Below are 21,880 nucleotides of genomic sequence, written 5' to 3'. Positions count from 1 at the left end.
GAACCAGCTCGATCTAGGAGTGGCCGTGAACATCGGTGAGATCGCCCGGCGGGCCGGTGTCTCGCGGAGCACCGTGTCCTACGCGCTGAGCGGCAAGCGCCCGGTCTCCGAGGACACACGTCGCAAGATCCAGCAGGTCGTCGACGAACTCGGCTACCGCCCCAGCGCCAGTGCCCGCGCCCTGGCCAACGGCCGGACCAGCACCCTCGGCCTCGTCTTCCCGCCGGCCGGGAACCACTACACCGGCATGCAACTCGACTTCATCGGCAGCGTGGTGGAGGCCGCCGCGGCCCACGACTACGACGTGCTGCTGTCCCCCAGCGGCGTGGACAGCGACCGCTCCTTCCAACGGCTCCTGGGGGAGCGGCGCGTCGACGGCGCGATCCTGATGGAGATCAGACTGGAGGACGATCGGGTGGACCATCTGTCCGCCCTCGCGTTCCCCTCCGTCGCCATCGGCCGCACCGCCCGACCCGAGGGCGAGTGGTGGGTGGGACTCGACCACACGGCGCTGGTCGAGCGTTGCGTCCACCACCTGGCGGATCTCGGCCACCGCCGGATCGCCTTCGTCAACCGCCCCGAGCAGCTGCTGCGCACCGGGTACGAGTCCGCGCACCGGGGCCTGGAGGGATTCACCAAGGCCGCGGCCGAGCGAGGACTGACGGTCCGGACCTACTGCTGCGGCGACGACGCCGCCTCGGGCCAGACCTGCGTGGAACGCATCCTGCACGACGATCCGGCCACCACGGCCCTGGTCACCCTGAACGAGGCCGCGCTGGGCGGCCTCTACCGCGGGCTGGCCCGAGCCGGCCGCCATGTGCCGCGCGACTTCTCCGTCACCGGGGTCGTGGCCGGCCGCTGGGCGGAGACGGTGACCCCGCAGCTCACCGCGGCGGACGTACCGGCCGCCGAGATGGGCCGTCTCGCCGTCGACCTGCTCGTGGAGCGGCTCGACCATCCCGACGCGCCACCCCGGCACCACCTCCTCACGCCGCCCATCTCCCTGCGGGCCAGCACCGGACCCGCAGGAGCCCGGCGCGCCGCGGACACCGGACCCGACACGCCGCACTGACCGCACCTCACGACCCGCCGGCACCCGCATGCCAGACCCTCGGCACCCGCATGCCAAAAACAGAAGGAACCGCGATGAACAGCTTCAGCTTCTCCAGAAGGCGCCGCCTGACCGCGGCAGCCCTGACCGCCCTGGCGGTCGCCACCAGTGCCACGGCCTGCGGCTCCGGATCGGGGAGCGCCGGGAGCAAGGCGGCGGACAGCGGGACGTACACCGTCTGGGACCCGTACCCGCAGTTCGCGAAGGGCTCGGCGTGGGCGAAGCTGCTCGACGCCTGCGGCACCGAGGCCGGCGTGAAGATCAAGAGGACCGGCTTCGACACCAGCGACCTGACGAACAAGGCGCTGCTGGCGGCACAGCAGGACAACTCCGCGGACGTCCTCATCGTCGACAACCCGGTCGTCTCGACCCTGGCCGAGGCGGGCGTACTGACCACGACCGACGACAACAGGCTGGACACCTCCGCGGTCGACCCCAACCTGCTCGCGGCGGGCCAGTCGGGCGGGAAGACGTACGGCACGCCGATCGGCGCCAACACCCTCGCCCTCTACTACAACAAGAAGGTCCTGAAGGAGGCGGGCGTGGACATCGCCTCGGTCAAGGACTGGCCGTCGCTGACGGCGGCGCTGGCCAAGGTGAAGACGGCTGGCAAGAAGGGGATCACCTTCTCCGCGATCGGCACGGAGGAGGGCAGCTTCCAGTTCCTGCCGTGGTTCTGGGGATCCGGCGCGAAGCTCACCGAACTCGACTCGCCCGCGGCCGTCTCCGCGCTGACCCTGTGGAAGGACTGGCTGGCGAAGGGCTACGCCCCCAACTCCGTGCTCAACAACACCCAGACCACCAGCTGGCAGGAGTTCGCGACCGGCGACTACGCGTTCGGCGAGAACGGCACCTGGCAGCTCGCCAACGCCGGGAAGACCGGCTTCGACTACGGGGTCATACCCGTACCGGGCGTCGACGGCGGCAACGCCGCGGCCCCGACCGGCGGCGAGTTCGTCACCCTCCCGGTCCAGGGCGACACCGGCCGCTACGCCACCACGCAGAAGATCGCGACCTGCCTGACCAGCACCCAGAACCTGTACGACACCGACACCACCCTCTCCTACGTGGCCCCCACCGCCGAGGTCCAGGACAAGCAGGTGGCGGCCGATCCCGGGCTGAAGACCTGGGTGGACGCGGTCAAGGCGGCCAAGGGCCGCACCAGCGACGACCTGGGCACCAAGTACCCCAAGATCTCGGAGCAGTTGTGGAAGGCCGTCCAGTCCGCCCTCAGCGGCTCCAAGTCTCCCGAGGACGCGTTGAGCGTCGCCCAGTCCGCCGTCAAGTAACCGCTGCCAAGGGCCCGTTGATGAGTCACACGACACAAGTGCCGCACCGGCGGCCGGTGCCCGGCCACAGCGGTGCGGCCCCCACCGCACCGCCCCGAGCGCGGCGCCGCCCCAGCTCCCAGCAGTGGGCCGCCTGGGCCTTCCTCGCCCCGGTGACCCTCTACCTCGTCCTCTTCTACGCCTATCCGCTCTACCGCAACCTCGACCTGAGCCTGCGCAACTACACCGTCCGCTCCTTCGTCCAGGGCGACGCGCCCTTCACGGGCCTCGCGAACTACCGGACCGTCTTCGACGACCCGACCTTCGCCCCCGCCCTGCTCCACACCGTCGTGTTCACCACCGTGTGCCTGGCCTTCCAGTACGCCATCGGTCTCGCACTCGCCGTCTTCTTCAACCAGCACTTCCGGCTCTCCGCCACCCTGCGGGCGCTGTTCCTGGTGCCCTGGCTGCTGCCGCTGATCGTGTCGGCCTCCACCTGGTCGTGGATGCTCAACAGCGACTCGGGCATCGTCAACGCCGCCCTGCACGCAGTCGGTATCGGCCCGGTGAACTGGCTGACCTCGCCGTCCTGGTCACTGACCTCGGTGATCATCGCGAACATCTGGATCGGCGTCCCGTTCAACCTCGTCGTCCTCCACAGCGGACTGCAGTCCATCCCGGCCGGCCTGTACGAGGCCGCCGCCCTGGACGGGGCGGGTGCCTGGCGGCGCTTCTGGAGCATCACCTTCCCGCTGCTGCGACCGGTGTCCGCGATCACCCTGCTGCTGGGGCTCGTCTACACGCTCAAGGTCTTCGACATCATCTGGATCATGACCAAGGGCGGACCGGCGGACTCGTCCACCACCTTCGCCACCTGGTCCTACCAACTCGGCTTCGGCAACCTCCTCCCCGCCTTCGGCCCCGGAGCGGCCGTCGGCAACCTGCTCGTCGTCGCCGCCCTGGTGTTCGGCCTGATCTATATGAGGGTCCAGCGGAAGCAGGGGCTGTCATGACAGGAATCACCATGAACCGACGTGGCCGTACGTGGTGGAAGACGGCCATCGGGCTCCTGCTGACCGGCATCATGCTCTTCCCGGTGTACTGGATGCTCAACGTGTCCTTCACCCGCGAGCAGGACATGCGCAAGAGCCCGCCCGACCTGTTCCCCGTGCACGGCACGCTGGAGGGCTACCGGGCGGTCCTGGACCAGCAGTTGCCCTACCTCGGCACCAGCCTCGTCATCGGCCTGGGCACCGTCGTCCTGACCGTGGCGCTGGCCGCACCAGCCGGATACGCGCTCGCCAAACTGCGCCCGCGCGGCGGCGGTGCCCTCAGCTTCGTCCTCCTCGCCGCCCAGATGATCCCCGGCATCATCATGGCGATGGGCTTCTACGCCATCTACCTCAGCCTCGGCCTGCTCCAGTCCGTCCCCGGCCTGATCATCGCCGACTCCACGCTGGCCGTCCCGTTCGCGGTGCTCATCTTCACCGCGTTCATGTCCGGCATCCCCGGCGAACTGATCCAGGCGGCGAAGACGGACGGCGCCGGGCCCCTGCGCACCTTCTGGTCGATCATCCTGCCCATGAGCCGCAACGCCGTCGTCACGGTGTCCCTGTTCGCGTTCCTGTGGTCCTGGTCGGACTTCGTCTTCGCCAGCACCCTCGCCGGCGGCGGGGCGCACGAGCCGATCACCCTCGGCATCTACCACTACATCGGCAACAACAACCAGGAGTGGAACGCCATCATGGCCACCGCCGTCGTGGCCTCGCTGCCCGCCGCGGTGATCCTCGTCCTCGCCCAGCGCTACGTCGCCGCCGGTGTGACCGCCGGCGCGGTGAAGGACTGACCCCTCCGCTTCGGCACGGCCCCACCGTCGGTCCACCGACGGCCGGCCGCCCCCGCACGAGAAACGAGTGACGCTTCATGACCGCCGACCGATCCGGCCCGGCCTTCTCCGTCCACGACATTCCGTTCAGCGTGCACGGGTCCTGGTTCGACATCTCGCCCGTGGTGGCGGAGAAGACGTACGCCGAGGACCTGCACCTGGTCTCCCACCAGAACGGCATGCACGCCGTGCTGCGCCTGATGCCGGTCGACAGCGCGACGGGTGAGCGGGCCGAGACCCGCGTGGCGGCGACGCCGGGCCTGCTGAGCTGGACCGGCGCGGACGGCCGCGTCGACCTCTCCTACGAGTCGCCGGACACGGTACGCCTGCGCGGCGAGGGGCTGGCGCTGTGCGTCTCCGCCGCGGCCGGCGCGCTGACCCCGTTCAGCGGCACCTACTTCTTCCGCGACGCGGCCGCCGACGCCCACGTGTTCACGTCCTACGAGACCGGACGCCGCTACCGCGTCACCGTGCTCTCCGGCACCCTGGCCGACGCGTTCGGCAGCCAGGCCCTCGGCAGCGCCGACCGCGGCCTCACCGTCTCCGCCGCCGACGACGCTGCGAGCGCCGACGGCCGGTGGGAGATCGCGGTCGAGGAACTCGACACGGCCCGACCGCCTTACGGGTCGGCGGCGCCCTTCGACAAGATCGTCGAGGCCACGCGGAACTCCTTCGCGGACTTCGTCGACACGGTCGCCCCCTGGCGCTCGGCCGCCACCCCGGCCGCCGAACTCGCCGCCTACGTCATATGGTCCGCGACCGTATGCCCGGCGGGGTTGGTCACCCGGCCCGCCGTACTGATGTCCAAGCACTGGATGGACAAGGTCTGGAGCTGGGACCACTGCTTCAACGCCCTGGCCCTGGCGCCCGGATGCCCCGGACTGGCCTGGGACCAGTACCACCTGCCCTTCGACCACCAGGACCCGACCGGGGCGCTGCCCGACTCGGTGACCCATTCCGAGGTCCTCTACAACTACGTCAAACCCCCCATCCACGGCTGGACGTTCGCCCACCTGCGGCAGCGGCTGACCGTGCCGCTCGGTCGTACCGAACTGGCGGAGACGTACGACAGGCTGGAACGCTGGACCGGCTTCTGGCTGACCGCACGGCGAGCCCCCGGCGCCGCACTGCCCCACTACCAGCACGGCAACGACAGCGGCTGGGACAACGCCACCACCTTCGATCCCGAGCGCGTGGTCGTCACCGCCGACCTGGCCGCCTTCCTCGTTCTGCAACTGCACCAACTCTCGGCGCTGGCCGGTGAGCTGGGGCGGCCGGAGGAGGCAGCCCGATGGACGCGAACGGCTGCGGAAACCCAGGCGGCGATGCTCGACCAGCTCTGGAACGGCGACCGGTTCGTCACCCGGGGCGTCGAGACCGGGGACACGTGGAGCAGCTCCAGCCTGCTCGACCTGATGCCCATCGTGCTGGGCGAGCACCTGCCGGACGAGGTCAGCGGCGTGCTGGCCGAGCGGCTCGAATCCCACCTGACGCAGTACGGCCTCGCCACCGAACTGCCCGCCTCGCCGCACTACCGCTCCGACGGCTACTGGCGCGGCCCGATCTGGGCCCCCGCCACCGTCCTCATCGAGGACGGCCTGCGTCGCGCCGGACGACACCGGCTCGCGGACGAGATCAGCGCCCGCTTCCGCGCCCTCTGCGAAACGCACGGGTTCGCCGAGAACTTCGACGCCCTGACCGGCACCGGCCTCCGGGACCGCGCCTACACCTGGACCGCCGCCAGCTACCTCCTGCTCACCGAGGCACACATCCGCCGAAGCCACGGCTGACCGCCGATCGCTCCAGGGCCGGCATCACGGCTGCGGTGGTGGCCCACAGAGTGTCCGTTTCGAGGCCGTCGACCGCGCGCGGGTCACATCCGTGGCCTGACCTCGAAACGAGGGCCCATGTCCGGAGTGTCGGAGCCGGCCAGTTCCGTGGCGAGACCATGGACGGTCACCAGGTCGTGCAGGAGTTCGGAAGTCTCGTCGGGAGGCAGGCCCGAGGCGGCGGCCACCTCCTCCAGGTGCGCGGCCTCGCCCTGGTGTTCCCGCTGTAGCCGGGTCAACGCCTGGAAGACCAGCTCATGGGCCTCGGTGTAGGGTCCGCGGCCCATGAAGGACCGGCCCTGGGCCGACCGGCCTCGCGTCCGCTCGTCGTCGTCGGTGTTCCTGGGCATCATGAACCTGCGCTCCTTTCCCTCAGCCCCTGCCCGCGGCGGCGCCGTGTTCGTGCAGGGTGCGGACGACCTCCTCGTCGCCGACCTGGTCGAAGTCGGCGTACCACAGGCCGACCGCGTGGAAGTCCGGGGGCTGGTGGAGACAGATGACGTCGTCGGCCTCCGTACGCATCTCCGCCGTCGACTCGGGCGCGCCGACCGGGACGGCGAGGACCAGCCGCGCGGGTCCCCGCTGCCGTAGGTGGCGCAGGGCGGCACGCGCGGTGGCGCCGGTGGCGAGCCCGTCGTCGACGACGATCACGGTCCTGCCCTCGATGTGCGGCGCGGGCCGGTCTTCGCGGTACTGCCGTTCCCGGCGGTGCAGTTCGGTCCGCTCGCGGGCGACGTCAGGGCCGAGCCTGTCCTCGCTCAGGCCGAGCATCTCCATCGCGCGCCGGTCGAACAGGGGCGGATCGTCACCGACGATCGCGCCGATGCCGGTCTCCGGGTGCCCGGGGACACCGATCTTCCGGGCCACGAGGATGTCGAGCGGCGCCCCGAGAGCTCGGGCGACCTCGGCGGCCACCGGGACGCCTCCGCGGGGGAGCGCCAGGACGAGGGGATCGACGAGATCACCGTCGGCCGACCACTCCGTCAACCGCGCGGCGAGTCGCTGTCCGGCCTGGCGACGGTCCTGGAATCGCATGACCTGCTACCTGCCTTTCGCGGGCCCGGTCCGTTCGGGTTCGTTGAACTGCCCTGACGACTGCGTCAGCTCCACGTTCGTCGGCTCAGCGGCCTCGCCGAGGCCGCCTTGGTCCAGCCGACCTCCCGGCCGGTCGAAGCCGCAGTCGAAGCGGCGCGGCGGTACGCCTCGGAGGGTTCCCCGGCTTTCATGGGGTCCCGGCGAGAAGCCGGGTGCCGGGGCGGGCAGCGACCAGCCTCCCAGGAACCGCTCCCCGCGCGCATGGGTGCGTGCGTGGTGGTCATCTCTCCTGTCCGGAGTTTCCTCCCGGACGGCACCCAAACGACGACGATCCCTACGCCGCTCGGGGTACCCGTGCCCCTACGGGACGTCGCCGGACCTCACCGCGGCGGCCGCCACAGACCTCGACCAGGGGTAGCACGATGAAGCTCTCCTATCTCGATCCCCTCTTCTCCGAACCCGGCCCCTGGGCCAGCGTCTACCTCGACACCTCCCGGGACATCGACGATCCCGACGCGGCGATCGACCTGCGCTGGCGGCATCAGAGCGATGCCCTGCTCGACCAGGGAGCCGACCCGGCGACCGTCACCGCCCTCGCCGGGGCCGTGGGGACGGACCGCGCTCTGCCCGGCCGGCACGGGCAGGCACTCTTCGCCGCACACGGACACCTGGCCCTCGCGGAGGAACTGCCCGAGCCGCCCGCGCGGGACACCGCCCGCCTCGACGACCTGCCCGACGTGGCGCCCCTCGCCGTACAGCGCGCGCCCGACATCCCGTACCTGGCCGTCGCCCTCACCCGCTCCGGCGAGTGGCCCTGGGACGAGGCGGGCGAGGCGGACCTGGACCACGTGCCCGGCGACCAGGTACTGGCCGTCTCGGTGGCCGGGCGGTGGCCCACGGGGAGGGTCGCACCGCAGGAACGGCTGAGCCACCAGGTGCCGACCGACGCATGGCAGCGCACCGCCCCGCGGATCGCCCGGGAGCTGGGCGACCTCGCCGAACACCACCGCGCCGAGTCGATCGTGCTGTGCCGGCACCCGGACGACGTCTGGGTCTCGGGCGTGCTGGTCAACCGCTTCCCCGCCCACCTGCGCAACCGGGTGACAGTGGTGGACGACGACTCCCTCACCGGCCCCGAGGCCGTCGGACCGGCCTTTCTCGAGGAGCACGTGGGCCGTGTGCTGGAAGGGTGTCTGAGCGCGGCGGACGAGCGCCAACTGGAGGACTTCCTCGCTCAGCGTGCCCGGCATCCCCACAGGTCGGAAGGGGTGGCGGCGGCGGTCTCCGCGCTGCAACGGGGACAGGCCGACGCCCTGCTGCTCACCCGCCGGGCGCGGCTGCCCGAGCGCGTGTGGCTCGGCTCGGCGCCGTCGCAGATCGCCCTGTCCGCCTCGGAGCTGGAGGCGTTCGGCGTGACCTCGCCGCAGGAGGAACCGGCCGACGCGGCCCTGCTGTACGCCGCCCATCGCACCGGGGCCGAACTGGTCGTGCCGCCACCGGACCGCGTCCCGTCGACCGACGGCGTCGGCGTCCTGCTCCGCTACCGGGACGCCCCCGAGCGGTAGCCCCGACCCGCACACGCGAGGGGATTCCCGCCGACAGGGTGGGTACGCGATGGGGGACATCCGGGTCGTAGCGATCCGAAGGATCGGCCGATGGGGAAGAGGCTGATACAGATGATCTCCGACATGGTTCTGGTGCCCACCGCTGAGGTCACGCTCTCCGGTGACCTCGTCGTGCCGGCAGCGGCGCGGGCCGTGGTGCTCTTCGCGCACGGCAGCGGAAGTTCGCGGCACAGTCCCCGCAACCGGATGGTGGCCGCCGAACTGCGCACCGCCGGGCTGGGCACGCTGCTGATGGATCTGCTCGCCGAACGGGAGGAGCGGCACGACGCGTTGACCGCCGAGCACCGTTTCGACATCGCGCTCCTGGGCCGACGGCTCGTGGCCGCGGTCGACTGGCTGGACACGCAGCCCGACACCCGCGGCCTCCCCGTCGTCCTGTTCGGCGCCAGCACGGGCGCCGCCGCGGCGCTGGTGGCCGCCGCCGAGCGGCCGGACCGCGTGCTGACCGTGGTGTCGCGCGGCGGGCGGCCCGATCTCGCGGGCGACGCCCTGGAGCGGGTGACGGTCCCGGTTCTGCTCCTCGTCGGCGGGCGGGACCAGAACGTGCTGGCGCTGAACCAGGAAGCGGCCCGGCGGCTGCGCTGCCCGCACGCCCTGCACGTCGTTCCGGGGGCCACCCACCTGTTCGAAGAACCCGGCGCGCTGGAGCACGTCGCCGAGACGGTCAGGCGCTGGTGCGACGACCGACTGCGCGACGCACGGGAGTCCCGCACGGCCGCGCAGACGGCACCGGCACGGGAGGATTCGTGACCGGTCGGCCGCGGGTGCGCCGGACGGCGCGGCCCGTGGCGACGGAGGAGGCGCGATGACCGGCTCGGACGGCACGGTCCTGGTGGGGGTCGACGACACACCGCACTCCTGGCTCGCCGCGGAGTGGGCGGCCGCCGAGGCGGAACTGCGCGGCGGCGCGCTGCGGATCGTGCACGCCGTCGGCCCCGGCCCCGAGGTCGGCTACGACGAGACCGGGGCCGGTCTCACCCGGCAGGTCTTCGAAGCGGCCACCGGGCAGGTGGACGAGGCCCGCGCCCGGATCGAGGCCGCCCATCCGGGGCTGCGCGTCGACGCCGTGCTGGCCCATGACAGTCCGGCCGAGGCCATCCTCGACTCGGCCGACGACGCCGACCTCATCGTGGTCGGCACCCGCGGCCGGGGCGGGTTCGCCGGTCTGCTGCTCGGCTCCGTGAGCCTGAAAGTCGCCGCGCACGCCGACCGTCCGGTGGCCGTCGTGCGTGAACGTCCCGAACCCGCGGAGGCGGCCGGCGTCGTCGTCGGCGTGCGCGACGACCGCGACGCGGACGCGGTGCGGTTCGCCGTCGTCGAGGCCGCGCGTCGGCGGACCGGCCTGCGCGTGGTCCACGCGTGGACGCCGGTCGTGTGGGCCGGCGAACTGGCGCCGCCGCCGGAGCTGCGCGAGGACGAACAGCACCGTCACCGCGTGCTGCTGAGCCGCGCCGCCCGCCCCGCCGCCGAGTACCCGCAGGTGCGGGTGGACACCGACCTGGTGGTGGACTCACCGGCCGCCGCGCTCGTCGAGGCGTCGCAACGGGCCTCTCTCGTGGTGCTGCCCCGTCACCCGGTCGAGGGCAGGCTCGGACTGCGCCTGGGATCGGTGACGCACGCGGTACTGCACCACGCGGAGTGCCCCGTCGCGGTCGTGCCCACCCGGTAGCGGCGGCCACGACCCACGGACGAACGGCCCCCATGCTCGCGGCGAGCCTTGTACGGAAGGTACGGCGAGATCCGCCGGGAGGGAGGGACGTCATGAGCACATCGAACCCGGACACCACCGTGAGGAACGGGCGCGCCGCGCACGCTCCGGGACGGTCGGCCGCCGCTTCGCGCGGGCCGGCACCGAACCGGCCACCGCACAGAGCGCGCTCGGACTGCGGCTGATCCTGTCGGGTGTCTTCCTGCCGGTCTTCGCCGCGGCGGCGGTTGTCTTCGCGATGTGGGCGGCGGACTCGGGCCCGGAGGACGGCCCGGGACGCGGCCCGCTGACCGTCCTCGCCGTCGTGTACGGGGCACTGGCGCTCCTGGCGGCGGCCGATCTGCCGGTCGTCGTGCGCCGGCTGAGGAATGAGCGGGGCACACGGTGACAGACGTGCCGAGGCGCCCACGGCAAGGGGACATGTCACCTGCCGTGGGCGCCGCTTGTCGCTCAGCGCTGGTACAGCGCCACGATGGTGCCGCTCGCGAGTTGCTTGTCGTCGACGGCCCGGTGGACCTGGTCGGCGCTGGGCGCTTCGGGGAGGACACACGGTTCGCCGAGCGCGTACAGGCGGAAGAAGTACCGGTGTGCCTCGTCGCCGGGCGGTGGGTGTGGTCCGCCCCAGCCCCGTTCGCCGTAGCCGTTGACGAGTTCGGTGCCCCCGGGCGGGCTCTTGCCCGCTTCCGCGCCCTGACTGCGGGGATCGATGCCGACCACCACCCAGTGCACGAACGTGCCCGACGGGGCGTCGGGGTCTTCGCACAACAGCACCAGCTCGGTCGCCTCGTCCGGAATGCCGCTCCACGCCAGCGGCGGCGATTCGTTGTCTCCTTCGTACGCGTACCTGCGCGCGAGAACGGCGTGGTCGTTGAACGCACTGCTGATGAGTTCGATGCCGGCCATGGGACCGGAGTACCCGCGTGAGCCGCGGCATACCGGGTGTGTTCGGTGGGTTCACACGACACGCCGCCGCGTCGCCACGGCCCCGGACCAGCCCGCCACCGGGCTACGGATGGAGCCGCCGGAAGCACCGGCGGCTCCGCCTGACGCCGTCCCGCCTCAGGACCGCCCCGGAACCTCCGCCGTACGCCCGCGCTGCGCCGGGGGTGTGGCCGGGACCGCTCCCTCGTGCACCGTCGGCCGCAGGCACTCGATGAGGTAGTCGCCGGTGTCCGGGTCGACGGTCACGCCGTGGGTCTCGCTGCCGAATCCGGGGAAACGGCGGTCGAAGGACTCCAGGGCGGAGAGGTACCGCAGCAGCGGGCCGTCGGGTGCGCCGACGTTCTCGCCTGGCATGAGCACGGGGATGCCCGGCGGGGTCACGGTGACCATGGCGGCTGCCACCTGGCCGGGCGCGTCGCGCAGCCGCACCCGGTGCGTGCCGCCCCGGACCAGCCGCTGATAGCACAGCTGGGGCGGCTCGACCGGCTCCGGCAACTGCCGGAAAGCGGTGTCGAGCAGGTCGACGAGGCCGGCCGAGCGCAGATGGTCGTGCATGTCCTGGCACAGCTCGCGCAGGGTCGCGCCGGCGTACCGTCTCGGCTGCTCGGCGACCAGCGCGGGCAGCACCCGGTCGAGGGGCGCGTCCTCGTCGTAGAGGGCCTTGAAGTCCATCAGGGCGTCCAGGAGGGTGCCCCACTTGCCCTTGGTGATCCCCATGGAGAACAGCACGAGCGTGGTGTACGTGTCGGTCTTCTCCACCACGATGTGACGTGTGGCCAGGTACGCGGTGAGCACCCGGGCGGGGATGCCCCGGTCGGCGGTCTCACCTCCCGCGTCGATGCCCGGACAGGTCACGGTGACCTTGACCGGGTCGAGCATGCAGTAGCCGTCGGTCAGCCCCGGGAAGCCGTGCCAGGCCGCGCCGGGCTCCAGATGCCAGCAGGACGGCTCGGTGCGCAGCAGGTCGGCGGGCGCCTCGTCGAAGGCGAACCGTTCGCCGCTGCCCGGATCGGTGACGGTCTCGGGCTGCCACACGCCGAAGAACCACGGCGGCCGGTCACCGGACTCCTCGATACGACGCCGGATGCGGACCATCTCCTGGCGGAACCGGACCGCCTCGGTCACGGCCTCGTCCACCAGCCAGTGCCCCTGCGGGCCGTCCATCATCGCGGCCGCCACGTCCAGCGAGGCGATCATCGGGTAGAGCGGGGAGGTGGTGCCGTGCATCATCAGCGCCTCGTTGAACCGGTCGTGCCCGACGGGCGCCCGGGGGGCGGGCCTGACATGGATCATGGCGCTCTGGGACAGCGCGGCGAGCAACTTGTGGGTGGACTGGGTCGAGAACACCGTCGGCCGGTCCGGGCCCGGGAAGCTGTCCTCGTCCACCGACATGCCGTAGCGGCCCGCGTAGAGCGGGTGGAAACGGGCGTAGGCGAACCACGCCTCGTCGAAGTGCAGGCGTGGAGTGCTCGCGGCGAGTGCGCGTGCCGCCGCCGAGGCGTCGTAACAGAGGCCGTCGTAGGTGGAGTTGGTGAAGACGGCGTACTGGGCGTCCGGCGACACGGCCTGTTCGGTCAGCGGGTTGGCGGCGATGCGGGCCGCGACCGAGTCCGCCGCCAACTCCGCCGGGGGCAGCGGTCCGGCCAGGCCGTAGCCGTTGCGGGTGGGGATCAGGTAGACCGGGCGCGCGCCGGACACCACCAGGCCGTGCAGCACGGACTTGTGGCAGTTGCGGTCGACGAGCGCGACCTCGTCGCGGGTGACGCTGAAGTGGCCGACCACGCGGTTGCAGGTGGAGTCGCCGTGCAGCACGAAGTAGGTCAGGTCGGCGCCGAAGACCCGGGCCGCGTTGCGTTCCGCCTCGCCGATGGGGCCGGTGTGCTCGAACAGCGAGCCGAGTTCGCCGACGGAGATCGACAGGTCGCTGCGGAGCAGCCGTTCGCCGAAGTAGTCGTGGAAGGCCCGCCCGGCGGGCGACTTCAGCAGTGCGACGCCGCCGGCATGGGCGGGGGTGTGCCAGGAGTACTCGTGGGCGTCGTCGAAGCGGCGCAGGGCCCGGAAGAACGGCGGCAGAACCGCCTCACGGTAGGTGCGGGCGGCGGTCGTGACGCGACCCGCGATGAATCCGGGGGTGTCCTCCAGCAGCCACACATGGCCGACGACCGACTCCGACACCCAGAGCGGCAGGTCCCGTACGCCGTCGTCGGCCATGACGAGGAACACCGGCAGGTTCTGGAACCGCCGGCCGACGGAGCGCAGTACGGCCGCGCCCCCGGGCTCCGCCTCCGCGCCCGGCCGGCCCGGGAGTTCCCAGGCGATCAGCGCGGCGGTCAGTCCGGCCTCGGTCCGCAGCACCGCCTCGGCGTCGGCCGCGTCGAGCGCCCATCTCACCTCGAACCCACGCGCCTCGATCGCCTCACGGATGCGCCTCAGGTGCTCGGCGCTCGCTCCCTCGCCCCGCGGATGCTCCGCCACCGCGATCAAGACCTGGCTGTCCGTCATGACGCCCCCTCCCGGCGGCCGGCGCCGCCCCCGGACCAGTCTCCGAGCAGGCCGGGCACCCGCGACGGACTCACCTCCGTAAACCACCCGCAGGACGGAACGGCGCGGCCAGCCGCGAGCACGCGGGACCATGCAACGGTGTCGCAACGTACGGCCCGGCACAGTGACCGGTGTCCGGCCCGCGGCCACGCCCGCACCGGAGCGACCGGCCCCGTACCGACGGCGGTACGGGGCCGACCTCCGGCTCACGCCGTGACCAGTCCGCTTCGAGGGCGTCCGCCCGTCTCGTCGGATCCGCTGCGATGCGGTCCCGGTCCGGGCCGGGCAGCCACAGGTTCTCGGCGGCCTCCCCCATCAACGCCGGCTCGTCCGGCCGCTGGAGGAGCACGGGTCGACAGGCCGGGTTGCGGACCCGGACCGGCAGACGGCCGTCGGCCACATGCGGACACAGCTCACACGGCATGCCCAGGGTCGCGTCCGCGTCGGCGAAGGCCGGCTCCTCGACGAAGCAGTGCTCCCGGTGTTCCAGGCAGCACACCGGCGCCGGCCGGTACTCGTCGCCGTGGAGACACCGCGCGTGCTGCACCAGGCTGCCGTGCGTGTCCTGGAGCCCACGACGCGGCGATCCGGCGACCGGGGGAGCCTAGAGACGGACGGTCGTCTTCATGACGAGTGACTCCAGGCGGACGTCGTACTCCTGGGAGCCCTTCGTCTCCAGGACCCGGGTGGCCAGTGCGCAGCCCAGGCGTGCGGCGTCGGCCGGGGTGCGGTGGTGGGAGAGGCCGGTGAGGAAGCCGGCGCGGAAGGCGTCGCCCACGCCCGTGGGGTCCACCGCGCGTGAGGTGGGCACGGCGGGGATCCGCAGGGTGGGGCGGTCCTGTTGTTCGATGGTCACGCCGTCCGCTCCTCGTGTGGTGACCCAGGTGCCGACTTGTTCCAGTACGCCGGTGGTGTCCCAGCCGGTGTGCCGGCGCAGCAGGGCGTTCTCGTAGGCGTTGGTGAACAGGAACCGTGCCCCGCTCACCAGCCGGCGAAGCTGATCGCGGTCCAGGCGGGCCAGTTGCTGTGAGGGGTCGGCCGCGAAGGGGATGCCCAGGGCGCGGCAGGTCTCGGTGTGGCGCAGCATCGCGGCGGGATCGTCCGCGCCGATCAGCACCAGGTCGAAGGGCGTGCGCGGGCCGGCCGCGGCGGCCAGGTCGATGTCGGCGGCCTCGGCCATGGCACCGGCGTAGAAGGTGGCGATCTGGTTGTGGTCCCGGTCGGTGGTGCACACGAACCGTGCCGTGTGCAGGGTCTCGCTGATCCGTACGGACGAGATGTCCACGCCCGCCGCGGCCAACCGCTCGCCGTACGCGGCGAAGTCCTTGCCGGCCGCGCCGATCAGGACGGGCCGCAGCCCCAGCTTGCCGAGGCCGTAGGCGATGTTGGCCGCGACCCCGCCGTGGCGGATGTCGAGGTCGTCGGCGAGGAAGGACAGCGAGACCGTGTCGAGCCGGTCCGCGATGAGCTGCTCGGTGAACCGGCCGGGGAAGGTCATGAGGTGGTCGGTGGCGATGGAACCCGTGACGGCGATACGCATGGTCCGTGACTCTCTCCGGTGCGACGGCGGCGGGGCGGGAACGGAGGTCAGATCCACAGCAGGACGGCGCCGAGCAGCAGCAGGTTGCACACCCCCTGGGCGGCGGCGCAGGCCAGTGCGGAACCGGTGACCGCGCGGCAGATGCCCAGCGCGAGGCCCATGAAGAAGACCGACGGCAGTACGCCGCACACGACCCTCAGGTTGAGCGGGTTGAGGCCGTAGTCGCCGAGGTGGACCGCCGCCCAGCCGGCCGCGGTGACGACGATCGCCGTGCGGGTGCTCCAGCGGTCCTCGACGGCGTGAAAGAGGACACCGCGGTAGCAGACCTCCTCGACGAGGGGGACGAGTACGCCCATGGCGAGGACCATGGCCGCCCCGTCCGCCCAGCGCGCGCCGGGCACCAGCCCGTCGAAGATGCGCGGCACCCAGGCCGTCCAGTTGTCGTCCGCGGTCCCGAAGACGGTCCGGTTGGCGAGGAACGTCTCCGCGTACACGAGGGCCACTACGACCGTGCAGACGACGACCGCGGCGGTGCGGTCGCTGCGGCGGATGCCCATGGCGGGCCAGCGGTCCCGGCTCACGACGAGCAGGGCGGTCGCGCTGAGCGCCACGGACAGCGCCATCAGGAGGAAGCTGAAGGCGCCGGCGACCCTGACCGCGGCGAGCAGCGCGAAGAGGAGGGCCGCCGCGGTCAGGGGGCTGGCCGCGGTACGGCGGTGCAGCCTGGTCAGGGGTCCGGGACGTCCGGGGCGTCCGGGCGCCGGTGCGACGCGGCTCGTGGTCATCGACCGTCACCCGGCCTTGCCAAGGGGTGACCTGCGCCGGCGGAAGGTGGGGAACCACCAGTTGTAGCGCTGGAGCAGCAGGAGCGTGGCGGGCACGAACAGCATGCGGATGACGGTGGCGTCGAGCAGGACGGCGGTGCCGAGGCCGGCCCCGTACTGCTGGAGCATCAGGGTGGACGACAGCGCCATGGTGCCGAGGCTGCCCGCCATGACCAGGCCCGCGGCGTTGATCACCCGTCCGGTGTCCACCACGGCCGCGATGGTCGCCTCCTCCTGGGAGCGGCCGCTGCGGATGAGGTCGCGCACCCGCGTGACCAGGAAGATCTCGTAGTCCATGCCGAGGCCCATCATCAGCACGGTCAGGAAGATCGGCAGGTCGTCGATGACCACCTCCCCACGCAGGTGATGGAAGATCAGCACGGTGATTCCGATCGCCCACACGTTGCTCAGCATGATGGTGGCGATCAGCCGGACGGGGACGAGCAGGGACCGCAGGGTGAGGGCGAGCATCACGAACACGCCTACGCTCACCAGCGCGGCCATCTGCCAGAAGCTGCTGCGCAGGGCCGCGCCGTACTGGAGGTCCACCTGGGTGGAACCGCCGATGTCCAGACGTCCGACGTCCGCGCCCGCCTCGCGGAGCACGTCGTCGAGTCTCTCGACGGTGTCGGCGGCGGCCGACGAATAGGGGCCGTCCGTCAGCACGACGACGAAGCGCAGCGTGCCGTCGGGGGCGATGTGGTCGCTGAGGAAGGCCTGGTTCCGGCGGAGTTCCCCGGCGTCCCAGGGCCGTCCGAACGGCTGGGTGGCGGAGTCGACGGACGCGACCCCTTCGGTGGCGGCGATGCGTTCGGTGAGCCGCGCCACCGCCTGCCGGCCCCGTACGGTCAGCTGCCCGTCCCGCAGGACGCCGTCGGCGGCCTCGCCCACCACGGTGGTGGGCAGGACCGCGCTGTCGCCCCAAGTGGCCGCGAGCCTCTCGAACCCGGTGCGGGAGTCGGTGACGGGGCTCAGCTTCACCGGGTCCGACGTCGAACGGTTGCCGGCCGCCAGCAGCGCGAAGGGCACCGTGACGACGAGGAAGACGACGACGATCGCCGCCTTGCGACGCCGGGCGAACTCAGCCGTACGCAACAGATGCCGGCCCATGGCCCCGTTCCGCTCCAGGTCGGACAGCGGGGAGCGGCCCAGCGCGAAGAAGCGGTCGCCGAGCAGCACCAGCAGGCACGGCGTGAGGGTGAGGGCGGCGGCGAACACGATGGGGATGCCGACGAGTCCGCCGTAGCCCAGCGGCGGGATCCAGTCCACCGGCGACAACAGGGTGGCTCCGAAGGCGAGCACCACGGCCACCGCGGCGAGCAGCATGCTCTCCCCGGCGTGCACGGTGGCCTGCACCGCCGCCTCCTTGGGCGGCCGCCCGGCCAGACGCTCCTGGCGGTACCGGGAGGACAGCAGCATGCTGTAGTCGACCCCGGCTCCCAGCATGACGAACTGCATGATCGTCACCGTGAACTGGGTGAGCGTCACCTGATGCGCGAGGCCGAAGAGAGCCGCCTGACTGACGCTCATCGCCAGGCCCACCACCGCCAGCGTGAGGACGGCCGGGACCAGCGCGCGGAAGAAGAACAGCAGGACGACGAAGATGATGCCGTACGCCACCATCTCCATCAGGGCGTTGTCCGACTCGGCCTTCTGGTAGGTGTCGTGGATGAGCGCCAGTTCACCGGTGACGTGGACGTCGGCGGAGGCGTCCGCGCCGGCCGAGGCGAGTGCGGTGCGGGCGGTGTCGCGCAGCCAGTCGACGTCCGGGTCCTCGGCGCCCTCGACCGGGTGGGCGACGGAGACGACGGCGGTCTTCGAGTCCGTGGCGATGAGCCGGTCCAGGGCGTCGGCCGGCACGGGCAGCGGGAAGTCCCGCCAGTCGGCGGCGACGGTCGCGCTGCGGGCGATCCCGGCCACCTGGCCCGGGGCGTCCGCGCGGGCGGTCTGCCGCGCGGCCGGGACGAGGGCCGACGGAATCCGCCCCTGACGCACCTGGCCGTCGACCGCTTCGGCGCGCTCGGCCGGCGTGGCACTCGCGCCGCCCGCCTGCTGCCACACCTGGCCGAGGAACCGCTCGGTCGCGTCCCGGAACACGGTGTACGCCGAGGATGTGGCCGTCACCTCACCGCTGCCCCGCCGGGCGGCGAGCCGCTCGTCGAGACCGGCCAGGAAGGCCCGTACGCGAGGCGTGTTGACGTCGGGGGCGGTGACGACCACGGTGAGTTCCCGCTCGGAGCGCTGCGGGAACGACCGCTTGGTCAGCTCGTCGACATGGGCGCTGCTGGTGCCGGGCACCACCTTGGACGCGCCCTGCTCGGTGAGCTGCGACGTCAACTGCCCGCCGATGGGCATGCACACCGCGATGAGCACCGCCCACAGCAGGATCACGGTCTTGGGGCGGGCGGTGAGCCGGCGGGCGAAGGCGTGCAGCGCGCGGTGCACGCGTCCGCCCCCGTCGGCCGGAGGGCCGCCCGCGCCCGGCTCACGCGCGGGCGCGGGCCCGGTGACGGGCCGGGTCGCGGGGGACTTCGTCATGCGACGCCGACCTCCTTGTCCTGCGGGCCCTGCCGGTCGTTTCGGGCGGACACCGGCTTGTGACCGGTGACGACCACGAAGGTGTGCTCGATGTCGAGCCGTCCCTGCCTGCGCAGGATCTCCGCCAGACCCTCCTCCACCCGGCTCAGCACGAGCTGTTCCCGCGCGTTGTCCACGGCGGTCTTGAAGCCCGCCGCCGCGCCCGACCGCTGCACCCATTCCAGGACGGCTTCCGGCGTGTGCGCGGGGATGACCTGGGTGCCCTCCCGCTGGACGTCGACGCTCAGCCCGGCCCTGGCGAACCAACGCGCCACGACGGCCACGCTCTTGGGCAGCGCCACCCGGATCAGGCCGGTCAGCAGGGAGGGGTCGTCGGCGAAGACCCGTTCCAGCCGGTCGGTGAGGGCCTTGTGGGCGTCTGCCCTGGTCTCGATGACCATGACCCGGCCACCGGGGCGCAGGATCCTCTCTATCTGGGCGAGCAGCCGCGGCGGCTTGGCGTAGCAGATGGCCCAGCCGACGACGACCAGGTCAGCGCTGCCCGACGGGACGCCCCTGGCGAAGGACTCCATGTCGCCGTCGGACAGTTCCACCAGCAGGCCGGGTGCCTCCTCGACGAGCGGCAGCACCTTCTTCCTGGCCACCTCCAGCATGCCGAGCGACTTGTCCACCGCGAACACCGCGCCACGGCCGTCCAGCCTGCGCACGATCTCGGCGGTCAGATGGCCGGTACCGCAGGCCAGTTCCACCACCGTGTCGCCGGGGTGGATCGGGACCTCGTCGAGGGCGGCGGTGGAGTGACGGCCCATCACCGGGCTGAAGAACGTGTCGTAGTCGGAACTGGCGGCGTCGTAGTCGGCGGTGGGATCGGCGTGCGCCTTGCTGAGGGTGAGGCGCAGGGCTCGGGCGACGAGACCGATGCGGGACATGAAGGCTCCTTGGTGCTCACGAAGTCGAGAGTCAGGAAGTCGGGAGAGGGGGTACGTCAGCTCGGGGGCGGCGCCACCCGGCGGGCCTGCGACATCGCGGCCAGCCGGAGCAGCGCGAAGACGCAGGCGAGAGCGCTGGCCGCGGCCCGGGTCTCCGGCAGCAGCCAACTGCCCGCGGCACAGCCGGCGCCCAGTCCCGCGCCCAGCCAGAGAAGGGCGTACGCAATCCGGGCGAGTTCCTGGGCTCTGCGCGCGGGGTGTCCCGAACCGGCGGTCAGCGCGCCGGTGACGAGCCCCGAGGCCGCCGCGGTGACGAGCAACGGCGCGAGTGCCGCGCCGTCGCCGGCGGGAACGGCGACCGCGATGCTGAGCAGGAGGAGCCCGGCGGCCACCACGACGGCACGGCTGTCGTCCTGGCTCGCCGTCGGCACCGGGACCGGGATCGTCCGGGCCAGAAGCAGGCCCGCGGTGAACGACAGCGTGGCGGCGGGCACGACGACGCCGATGCTGCCGACAGCGCCGGTCGAGGACGCCGACGCCACGGCGCACGCCCCGGTGGCAAGGCCGGCGGCCGTCAGCGCCGGGGCGCGGCCCCGGGCCGGGACGCCGCTCACGCGACGCTCGCCGAGCGGTCGTCGTGCCCGCGCGGTTCCAGCAGGGCGTCCTGCGCGGCACAGGCCTCGACGACGCGGTCGAGCTGGTCCAGGGTGTGCGACGCCATGTAGCTGGTGCGCAGGCGCGGTTCGGCGGCGGGCGGAAGCACCGGATTGACGTACACGCCGTCGTGGAGCAGCCGCTGCCACGTGGTGAGGGTCTCCAGGGCACCGGGTGTGGGGAGCGCCACGATCGGTGTCGAGCTGGGGGTGCTGCGTACGCCCGCCTCGGCCAGTCCGCGCCGGATGTAGGCGGCGTTGGCCTGCACCGCCGTGGCCAGTTCCGGCCGGGCCCGCAGGATGCGCAGGGCGGCGAGCGCCGCTGCCGCGTTGGGCGGGGTCGTCGACGCGCTGAACATCAGGCTGCGGGCGTGGTGCCTGAGGTAGTGGATGGCCTCCTCGCTGCCCGCGACGGCGCCGCCGAGCGAGGCGAGGGACTTGCTGAAGGTGACGGTGATCAGGTCGACCTCGTCGGTGAGGCCGAAGTGCGCGGCCGTGCCCCGTCCTTCGGCGAGTACGCCGAGCCCGTGGGCGTCGTCGAGGAGGAGCCGTGCGCCGTACGCCGAGCACATCTTCACGACGGCCGGCAGATCGCAGACGTCGCCCTCCATCGAGTAGACGCCGTCGACGACGACGAGCCGCCCGGCGTCGTCGGGTATGCGCTCCAGCGTCTGGCGCAGTCCCTCGGGGTCGTTGTGCGGGAACCAGCGGACCTTGGCCCCGCTCAGCCGGCAGCCGTCGAGGAGCGAGGCATGGGCGCTGCGGTCCAGGACGACGTGGTCCCGGGGTGTGAGGACCGCGCCGAGCACGCCGAGGTTCGTCTGGTAGCCGGTGGACATCACCAGCGCGGCCGGCTTGCCGAGGTAGTCGGCGAGTTCCGCCTCGAGCTCCTGGTGCAGGTCGGTGTTGCCGTTGAGGAACCTCGAACCGGTGCGGGACGAGCCGTACCGGTCGAGAGCGGACCGGGCCGCGGCGAGCACCTCCGGATGACCGGTGAGGCCCAGGTAGTTGTTGGACCCGCACATGATCAGGGTGCGGCCGTCCCGGCGGACGGTCGGGCCCTCGCCACCCTCCAGCGGCAGGAAGAACGGATAGAGATCGGCGGCCATGAGGTCGCGAGCCGTGGTGAAAGAGCTGAAACGCGAGTAGAGGTCCGTGGGATTACCCCGCTGAGATAATGCCTGTATCGCACTCATTTTCATCATTCCTTGATCGGTTGATCAATGACGAACGTGCTCGATGGGCATGCGCGCACCAGAAAGCGGCACGGCGAATTGGCCGTTCGTGCACAAGCCCAAGGAATGCGCGCGGAAACGAGGGGAGGCGTTTTTGCGTCCCCTGATCACGCGCAGATGATTACCCGGTCTGCCGGGTTGCGTCTTCTAGGCGGAGTTTCCGATCATCCTGTCCCCCGTTGGTTCCGCGATGCCGGCCGTCAGCCGGTGACGATGC

At 72.0% G+C, this 21,880-nt stretch carries 19 protein-coding genes; 9 read left to right on the top strand and 10 right to left on the bottom strand.

Translation table 11 applies throughout. The features are described from left to right. Positions 1-25 precede the first annotated feature (25 nt). The 5 genes from ACFWJX_RS17275 (at position 26) to ACFWJX_RS17255 (ending at position 6,054) form a co-directional block, all read left to right on the top strand. A complete protein-coding gene (locus ACFWJX_RS17275; RefSeq protein WP_383243251.1) occupies positions 26-1,072 on the top strand; it encodes a LacI family DNA-binding transcriptional regulator in 1,047 nt (348 codons plus the stop codon). A 74-nt stretch (positions 1,073-1,146) separates the two neighbouring features. Then, a complete protein-coding gene (locus ACFWJX_RS17270) occupies positions 1,147-2,400 on the top strand; it encodes an extracellular solute-binding protein (RefSeq protein ID WP_383243248.1) in 1,254 nt (417 codons plus the stop codon). A 20-nt stretch (positions 2,401-2,420) separates the two neighbouring features. After that, positions 2,421-3,392 (top strand): carbohydrate ABC transporter permease, encoded by a 972-nt coding sequence (locus tag ACFWJX_RS17265; protein WP_383243245.1) that lies wholly within the window; start codon positions 2,421-2,423, stop codon positions 3,390-3,392. An 11-nt stretch (positions 3,393-3,403) separates the two neighbouring features. After that, the gene (locus ACFWJX_RS17260; protein ID WP_383243242.1) at positions 3,404-4,225 is read left to right on the top strand and encodes a carbohydrate ABC transporter permease; all 822 of its coding nucleotides are present in this window, start codon (positions 3,404-3,406) and stop codon (positions 4,223-4,225) included. A 77-nt stretch (positions 4,226-4,302) separates the two neighbouring features. Beyond that, on the top strand, positions 4,303-6,054 hold the full coding sequence (locus ACFWJX_RS17255; protein WP_383243239.1) for an amylo-alpha-1,6-glucosidase: 1,752 nt from the start codon (positions 4,303-4,305) through the stop codon (positions 6,052-6,054). An 83-nt stretch (positions 6,055-6,137) separates the two neighbouring features. Here the strand turns inward: ACFWJX_RS17255 and ACFWJX_RS17250 are convergent, their stop codons facing one another. Further along, positions 6,138-6,446 (bottom strand): hypothetical protein, encoded by a 309-nt coding sequence (locus tag ACFWJX_RS17250; RefSeq protein WP_383243236.1) that lies wholly within the window; start codon positions 6,444-6,446, stop codon positions 6,138-6,140. Positions 6,447-6,465: 19 nt separating this feature from the next. Continuing rightward, positions 6,466-7,128 (bottom strand): phosphoribosyltransferase, encoded by a 663-nt coding sequence (locus tag ACFWJX_RS17245; protein ID WP_383243233.1) that lies wholly within the window; start codon positions 7,126-7,128, stop codon positions 6,466-6,468. 422 nt (positions 7,129-7,550) lie between these two features. On the opposite strand from ACFWJX_RS17245, the gene ACFWJX_RS17240 reads away from it, so the two are divergent. From ACFWJX_RS17240 to ACFWJX_RS17225, 4 genes are all read left to right on the top strand, one after another. After that, entirely contained in the window at positions 7,551-8,693 is a 1,143-nt protein-coding gene (locus ACFWJX_RS17240) for a hypothetical protein (protein WP_383243230.1), read from the top strand. Between the two features lie 111 nt (positions 8,694-8,804). After that, complete coding sequence (locus tag ACFWJX_RS17235) at positions 8,805-9,503, top strand: dienelactone hydrolase family protein (RefSeq protein WP_383244007.1); 699 nt, start codon at positions 8,805-8,807, stop codon at positions 9,501-9,503. 55 nt (positions 9,504-9,558) lie between these two features. Then, entirely contained in the window at positions 9,559-10,422 is an 864-nt protein-coding gene (locus ACFWJX_RS17230; RefSeq protein WP_383243227.1) for a universal stress protein, read from the top strand. A gap of 100 nt (positions 10,423-10,522) precedes the next feature. Continuing rightward, complete coding sequence (locus ACFWJX_RS17225) at positions 10,523-10,849, top strand: DUF6343 family protein (protein WP_383244005.1); 327 nt, start codon at positions 10,523-10,525, stop codon at positions 10,847-10,849. Between the two features lie 62 nt (positions 10,850-10,911). On the opposite strand, the gene ACFWJX_RS17220 is transcribed toward ACFWJX_RS17225, so the two are convergent. The 8 genes from ACFWJX_RS17220 to ACFWJX_RS17185 all read right to left on the bottom strand — a co-directional run bounded on the left by ACFWJX_RS17220 (position 10,912) and on the right by ACFWJX_RS17185 (position 21,537). Beyond that, positions 10,912-11,364: a YbhB/YbcL family Raf kinase inhibitor-like protein gene (locus tag ACFWJX_RS17220; protein ID WP_383243224.1), complete on the bottom strand. Its 453-nt coding sequence runs from the start codon at positions 11,362-11,364 to the stop codon at positions 10,912-10,914. Positions 11,365-11,520: 156 nt separating this feature from the next. Next, complete coding sequence (locus ACFWJX_RS17215; RefSeq protein WP_383243221.1) at positions 11,521-13,905, bottom strand: Orn/Lys/Arg decarboxylase N-terminal domain-containing protein; 2,385 nt, start codon at positions 13,903-13,905, stop codon at positions 11,521-11,523. A gap of 643 nt (positions 13,906-14,548) precedes the next feature. After that, entirely contained in the window at positions 14,549-15,484 is a 936-nt protein-coding gene (locus tag ACFWJX_RS17210; protein WP_383243219.1) for a carbohydrate kinase family protein, read from the bottom strand. Positions 15,485-15,531: 47 nt separating this feature from the next. Then, entirely contained in the window at positions 15,532-16,269 is a 738-nt protein-coding gene (locus tag ACFWJX_RS17205) for a CPBP family intramembrane glutamic endopeptidase (protein WP_383243216.1), read from the bottom strand. A gap of 6 nt (positions 16,270-16,275) precedes the next feature. Then, a complete protein-coding gene (locus tag ACFWJX_RS17200; protein ID WP_383243213.1) occupies positions 16,276-18,846 on the bottom strand; it encodes an MMPL family transporter in 2,571 nt (856 codons plus the stop codon). Further along, positions 18,843-19,775 (bottom strand): class I SAM-dependent methyltransferase, encoded by a 933-nt coding sequence (locus ACFWJX_RS17195; protein ID WP_383243210.1) that lies wholly within the window; start codon positions 19,773-19,775, stop codon positions 18,843-18,845. Before ACFWJX_RS17195 ends, ACFWJX_RS17200 begins: the two co-directional genes overlap by 4 nt. Before the next feature lie 56 nt (positions 19,776-19,831). After that, positions 19,832-20,389 (bottom strand): hypothetical protein, encoded by a 558-nt coding sequence (locus ACFWJX_RS17190; protein WP_383243207.1) that lies wholly within the window; start codon positions 20,387-20,389, stop codon positions 19,832-19,834. Beyond that, a complete protein-coding gene (locus ACFWJX_RS17185) occupies positions 20,386-21,537 on the bottom strand; it encodes an aminotransferase class I/II-fold pyridoxal phosphate-dependent enzyme (protein WP_383243204.1) in 1,152 nt (383 codons plus the stop codon). Before ACFWJX_RS17185 ends, ACFWJX_RS17190 begins: the two co-directional genes overlap by 4 nt. Positions 21,538-21,880 lie beyond the last annotated feature (343 nt).

The sequence above is a fragment of the Streptomyces sp. NPDC058335 genome (assembly GCF_042723915.1).
Taxonomy (GTDB): domain Bacteria; phylum Actinomycetota; class Actinomycetes; order Streptomycetales; family Streptomycetaceae; genus Streptomyces.
This window is presented reverse-complemented; position numbering and strand designations above follow the sequence as displayed.

Excerpts from the sequence above, each read along its gene's own strand:
- ACFWJX_RS17270 (WP_383243248.1), top strand. The coding sequence starts at position 1,147 with ATGAACAGCTTCAGCTTCTCCAGAAGGCGCCGCCTGACCGCGGCAGCC.
- ACFWJX_RS17265 (WP_383243245.1), top strand. The coding sequence starts at position 2,421 with ATGAGTCACACGACACAAGTGCCGCACCGGCGGCCGGTGCCCGGCCAC.
- ACFWJX_RS17260 (WP_383243242.1), top strand. The coding sequence starts at position 3,404 with ATGAACCGACGTGGCCGTACGTGGTGGAAGACGGCCATCGGGCTCCTG.
- ACFWJX_RS17255 (WP_383243239.1), top strand. The coding sequence starts at position 4,303 with ATGACCGCCGACCGATCCGGCCCGGCCTTCTCCGTCCACGACATTCCG.
- ACFWJX_RS17250 (WP_383243236.1), bottom strand. The coding sequence starts at position 6,446 with ATGATGCCCAGGAACACCGACGACGACGAGCGGACGCGAGGCCGGTCG.
- ACFWJX_RS17245 (WP_383243233.1), bottom strand. The coding sequence starts at position 7,128 with ATGCGATTCCAGGACCGTCGCCAGGCCGGACAGCGACTCGCCGCGCGG.
- ACFWJX_RS17240 (WP_383243230.1), top strand. The coding sequence starts at position 7,551 with ATGAAGCTCTCCTATCTCGATCCCCTCTTCTCCGAACCCGGCCCCTGG.
- ACFWJX_RS17235 (WP_383244007.1), top strand. The coding sequence starts at position 8,805 with ATGATCTCCGACATGGTTCTGGTGCCCACCGCTGAGGTCACGCTCTCC.
- ACFWJX_RS17230 (WP_383243227.1), top strand. The coding sequence starts at position 9,559 with ATGACCGGCTCGGACGGCACGGTCCTGGTGGGGGTCGACGACACACCG.
- ACFWJX_RS17220 (WP_383243224.1), bottom strand. The coding sequence starts at position 11,364 with ATGGCCGGCATCGAACTCATCAGCAGTGCGTTCAACGACCACGCCGTT.
- ACFWJX_RS17215 (WP_383243221.1), bottom strand. The coding sequence starts at position 13,905 with ATGACGGACAGCCAGGTCTTGATCGCGGTGGCGGAGCATCCGCGGGGC.
- ACFWJX_RS17210 (WP_383243219.1), bottom strand. The coding sequence starts at position 15,484 with ATGCGTATCGCCGTCACGGGTTCCATCGCCACCGACCACCTCATGACC.
- ACFWJX_RS17205 (WP_383243216.1), bottom strand. The coding sequence starts at position 16,269 with ATGACCACGAGCCGCGTCGCACCGGCGCCCGGACGCCCCGGACGTCCC.
- ACFWJX_RS17200 (WP_383243213.1), bottom strand. The coding sequence starts at position 18,846 with ATGACGAAGTCCCCCGCGACCCGGCCCGTCACCGGGCCCGCGCCCGCG.
- ACFWJX_RS17195 (WP_383243210.1), bottom strand. The coding sequence starts at position 19,775 with ATGTCCCGCATCGGTCTCGTCGCCCGAGCCCTGCGCCTCACCCTCAGC.
- ACFWJX_RS17185 (WP_383243204.1), bottom strand. The coding sequence starts at position 21,537 with ATGGCCGCCGATCTCTATCCGTTCTTCCTGCCGCTGGAGGGTGGCGAG.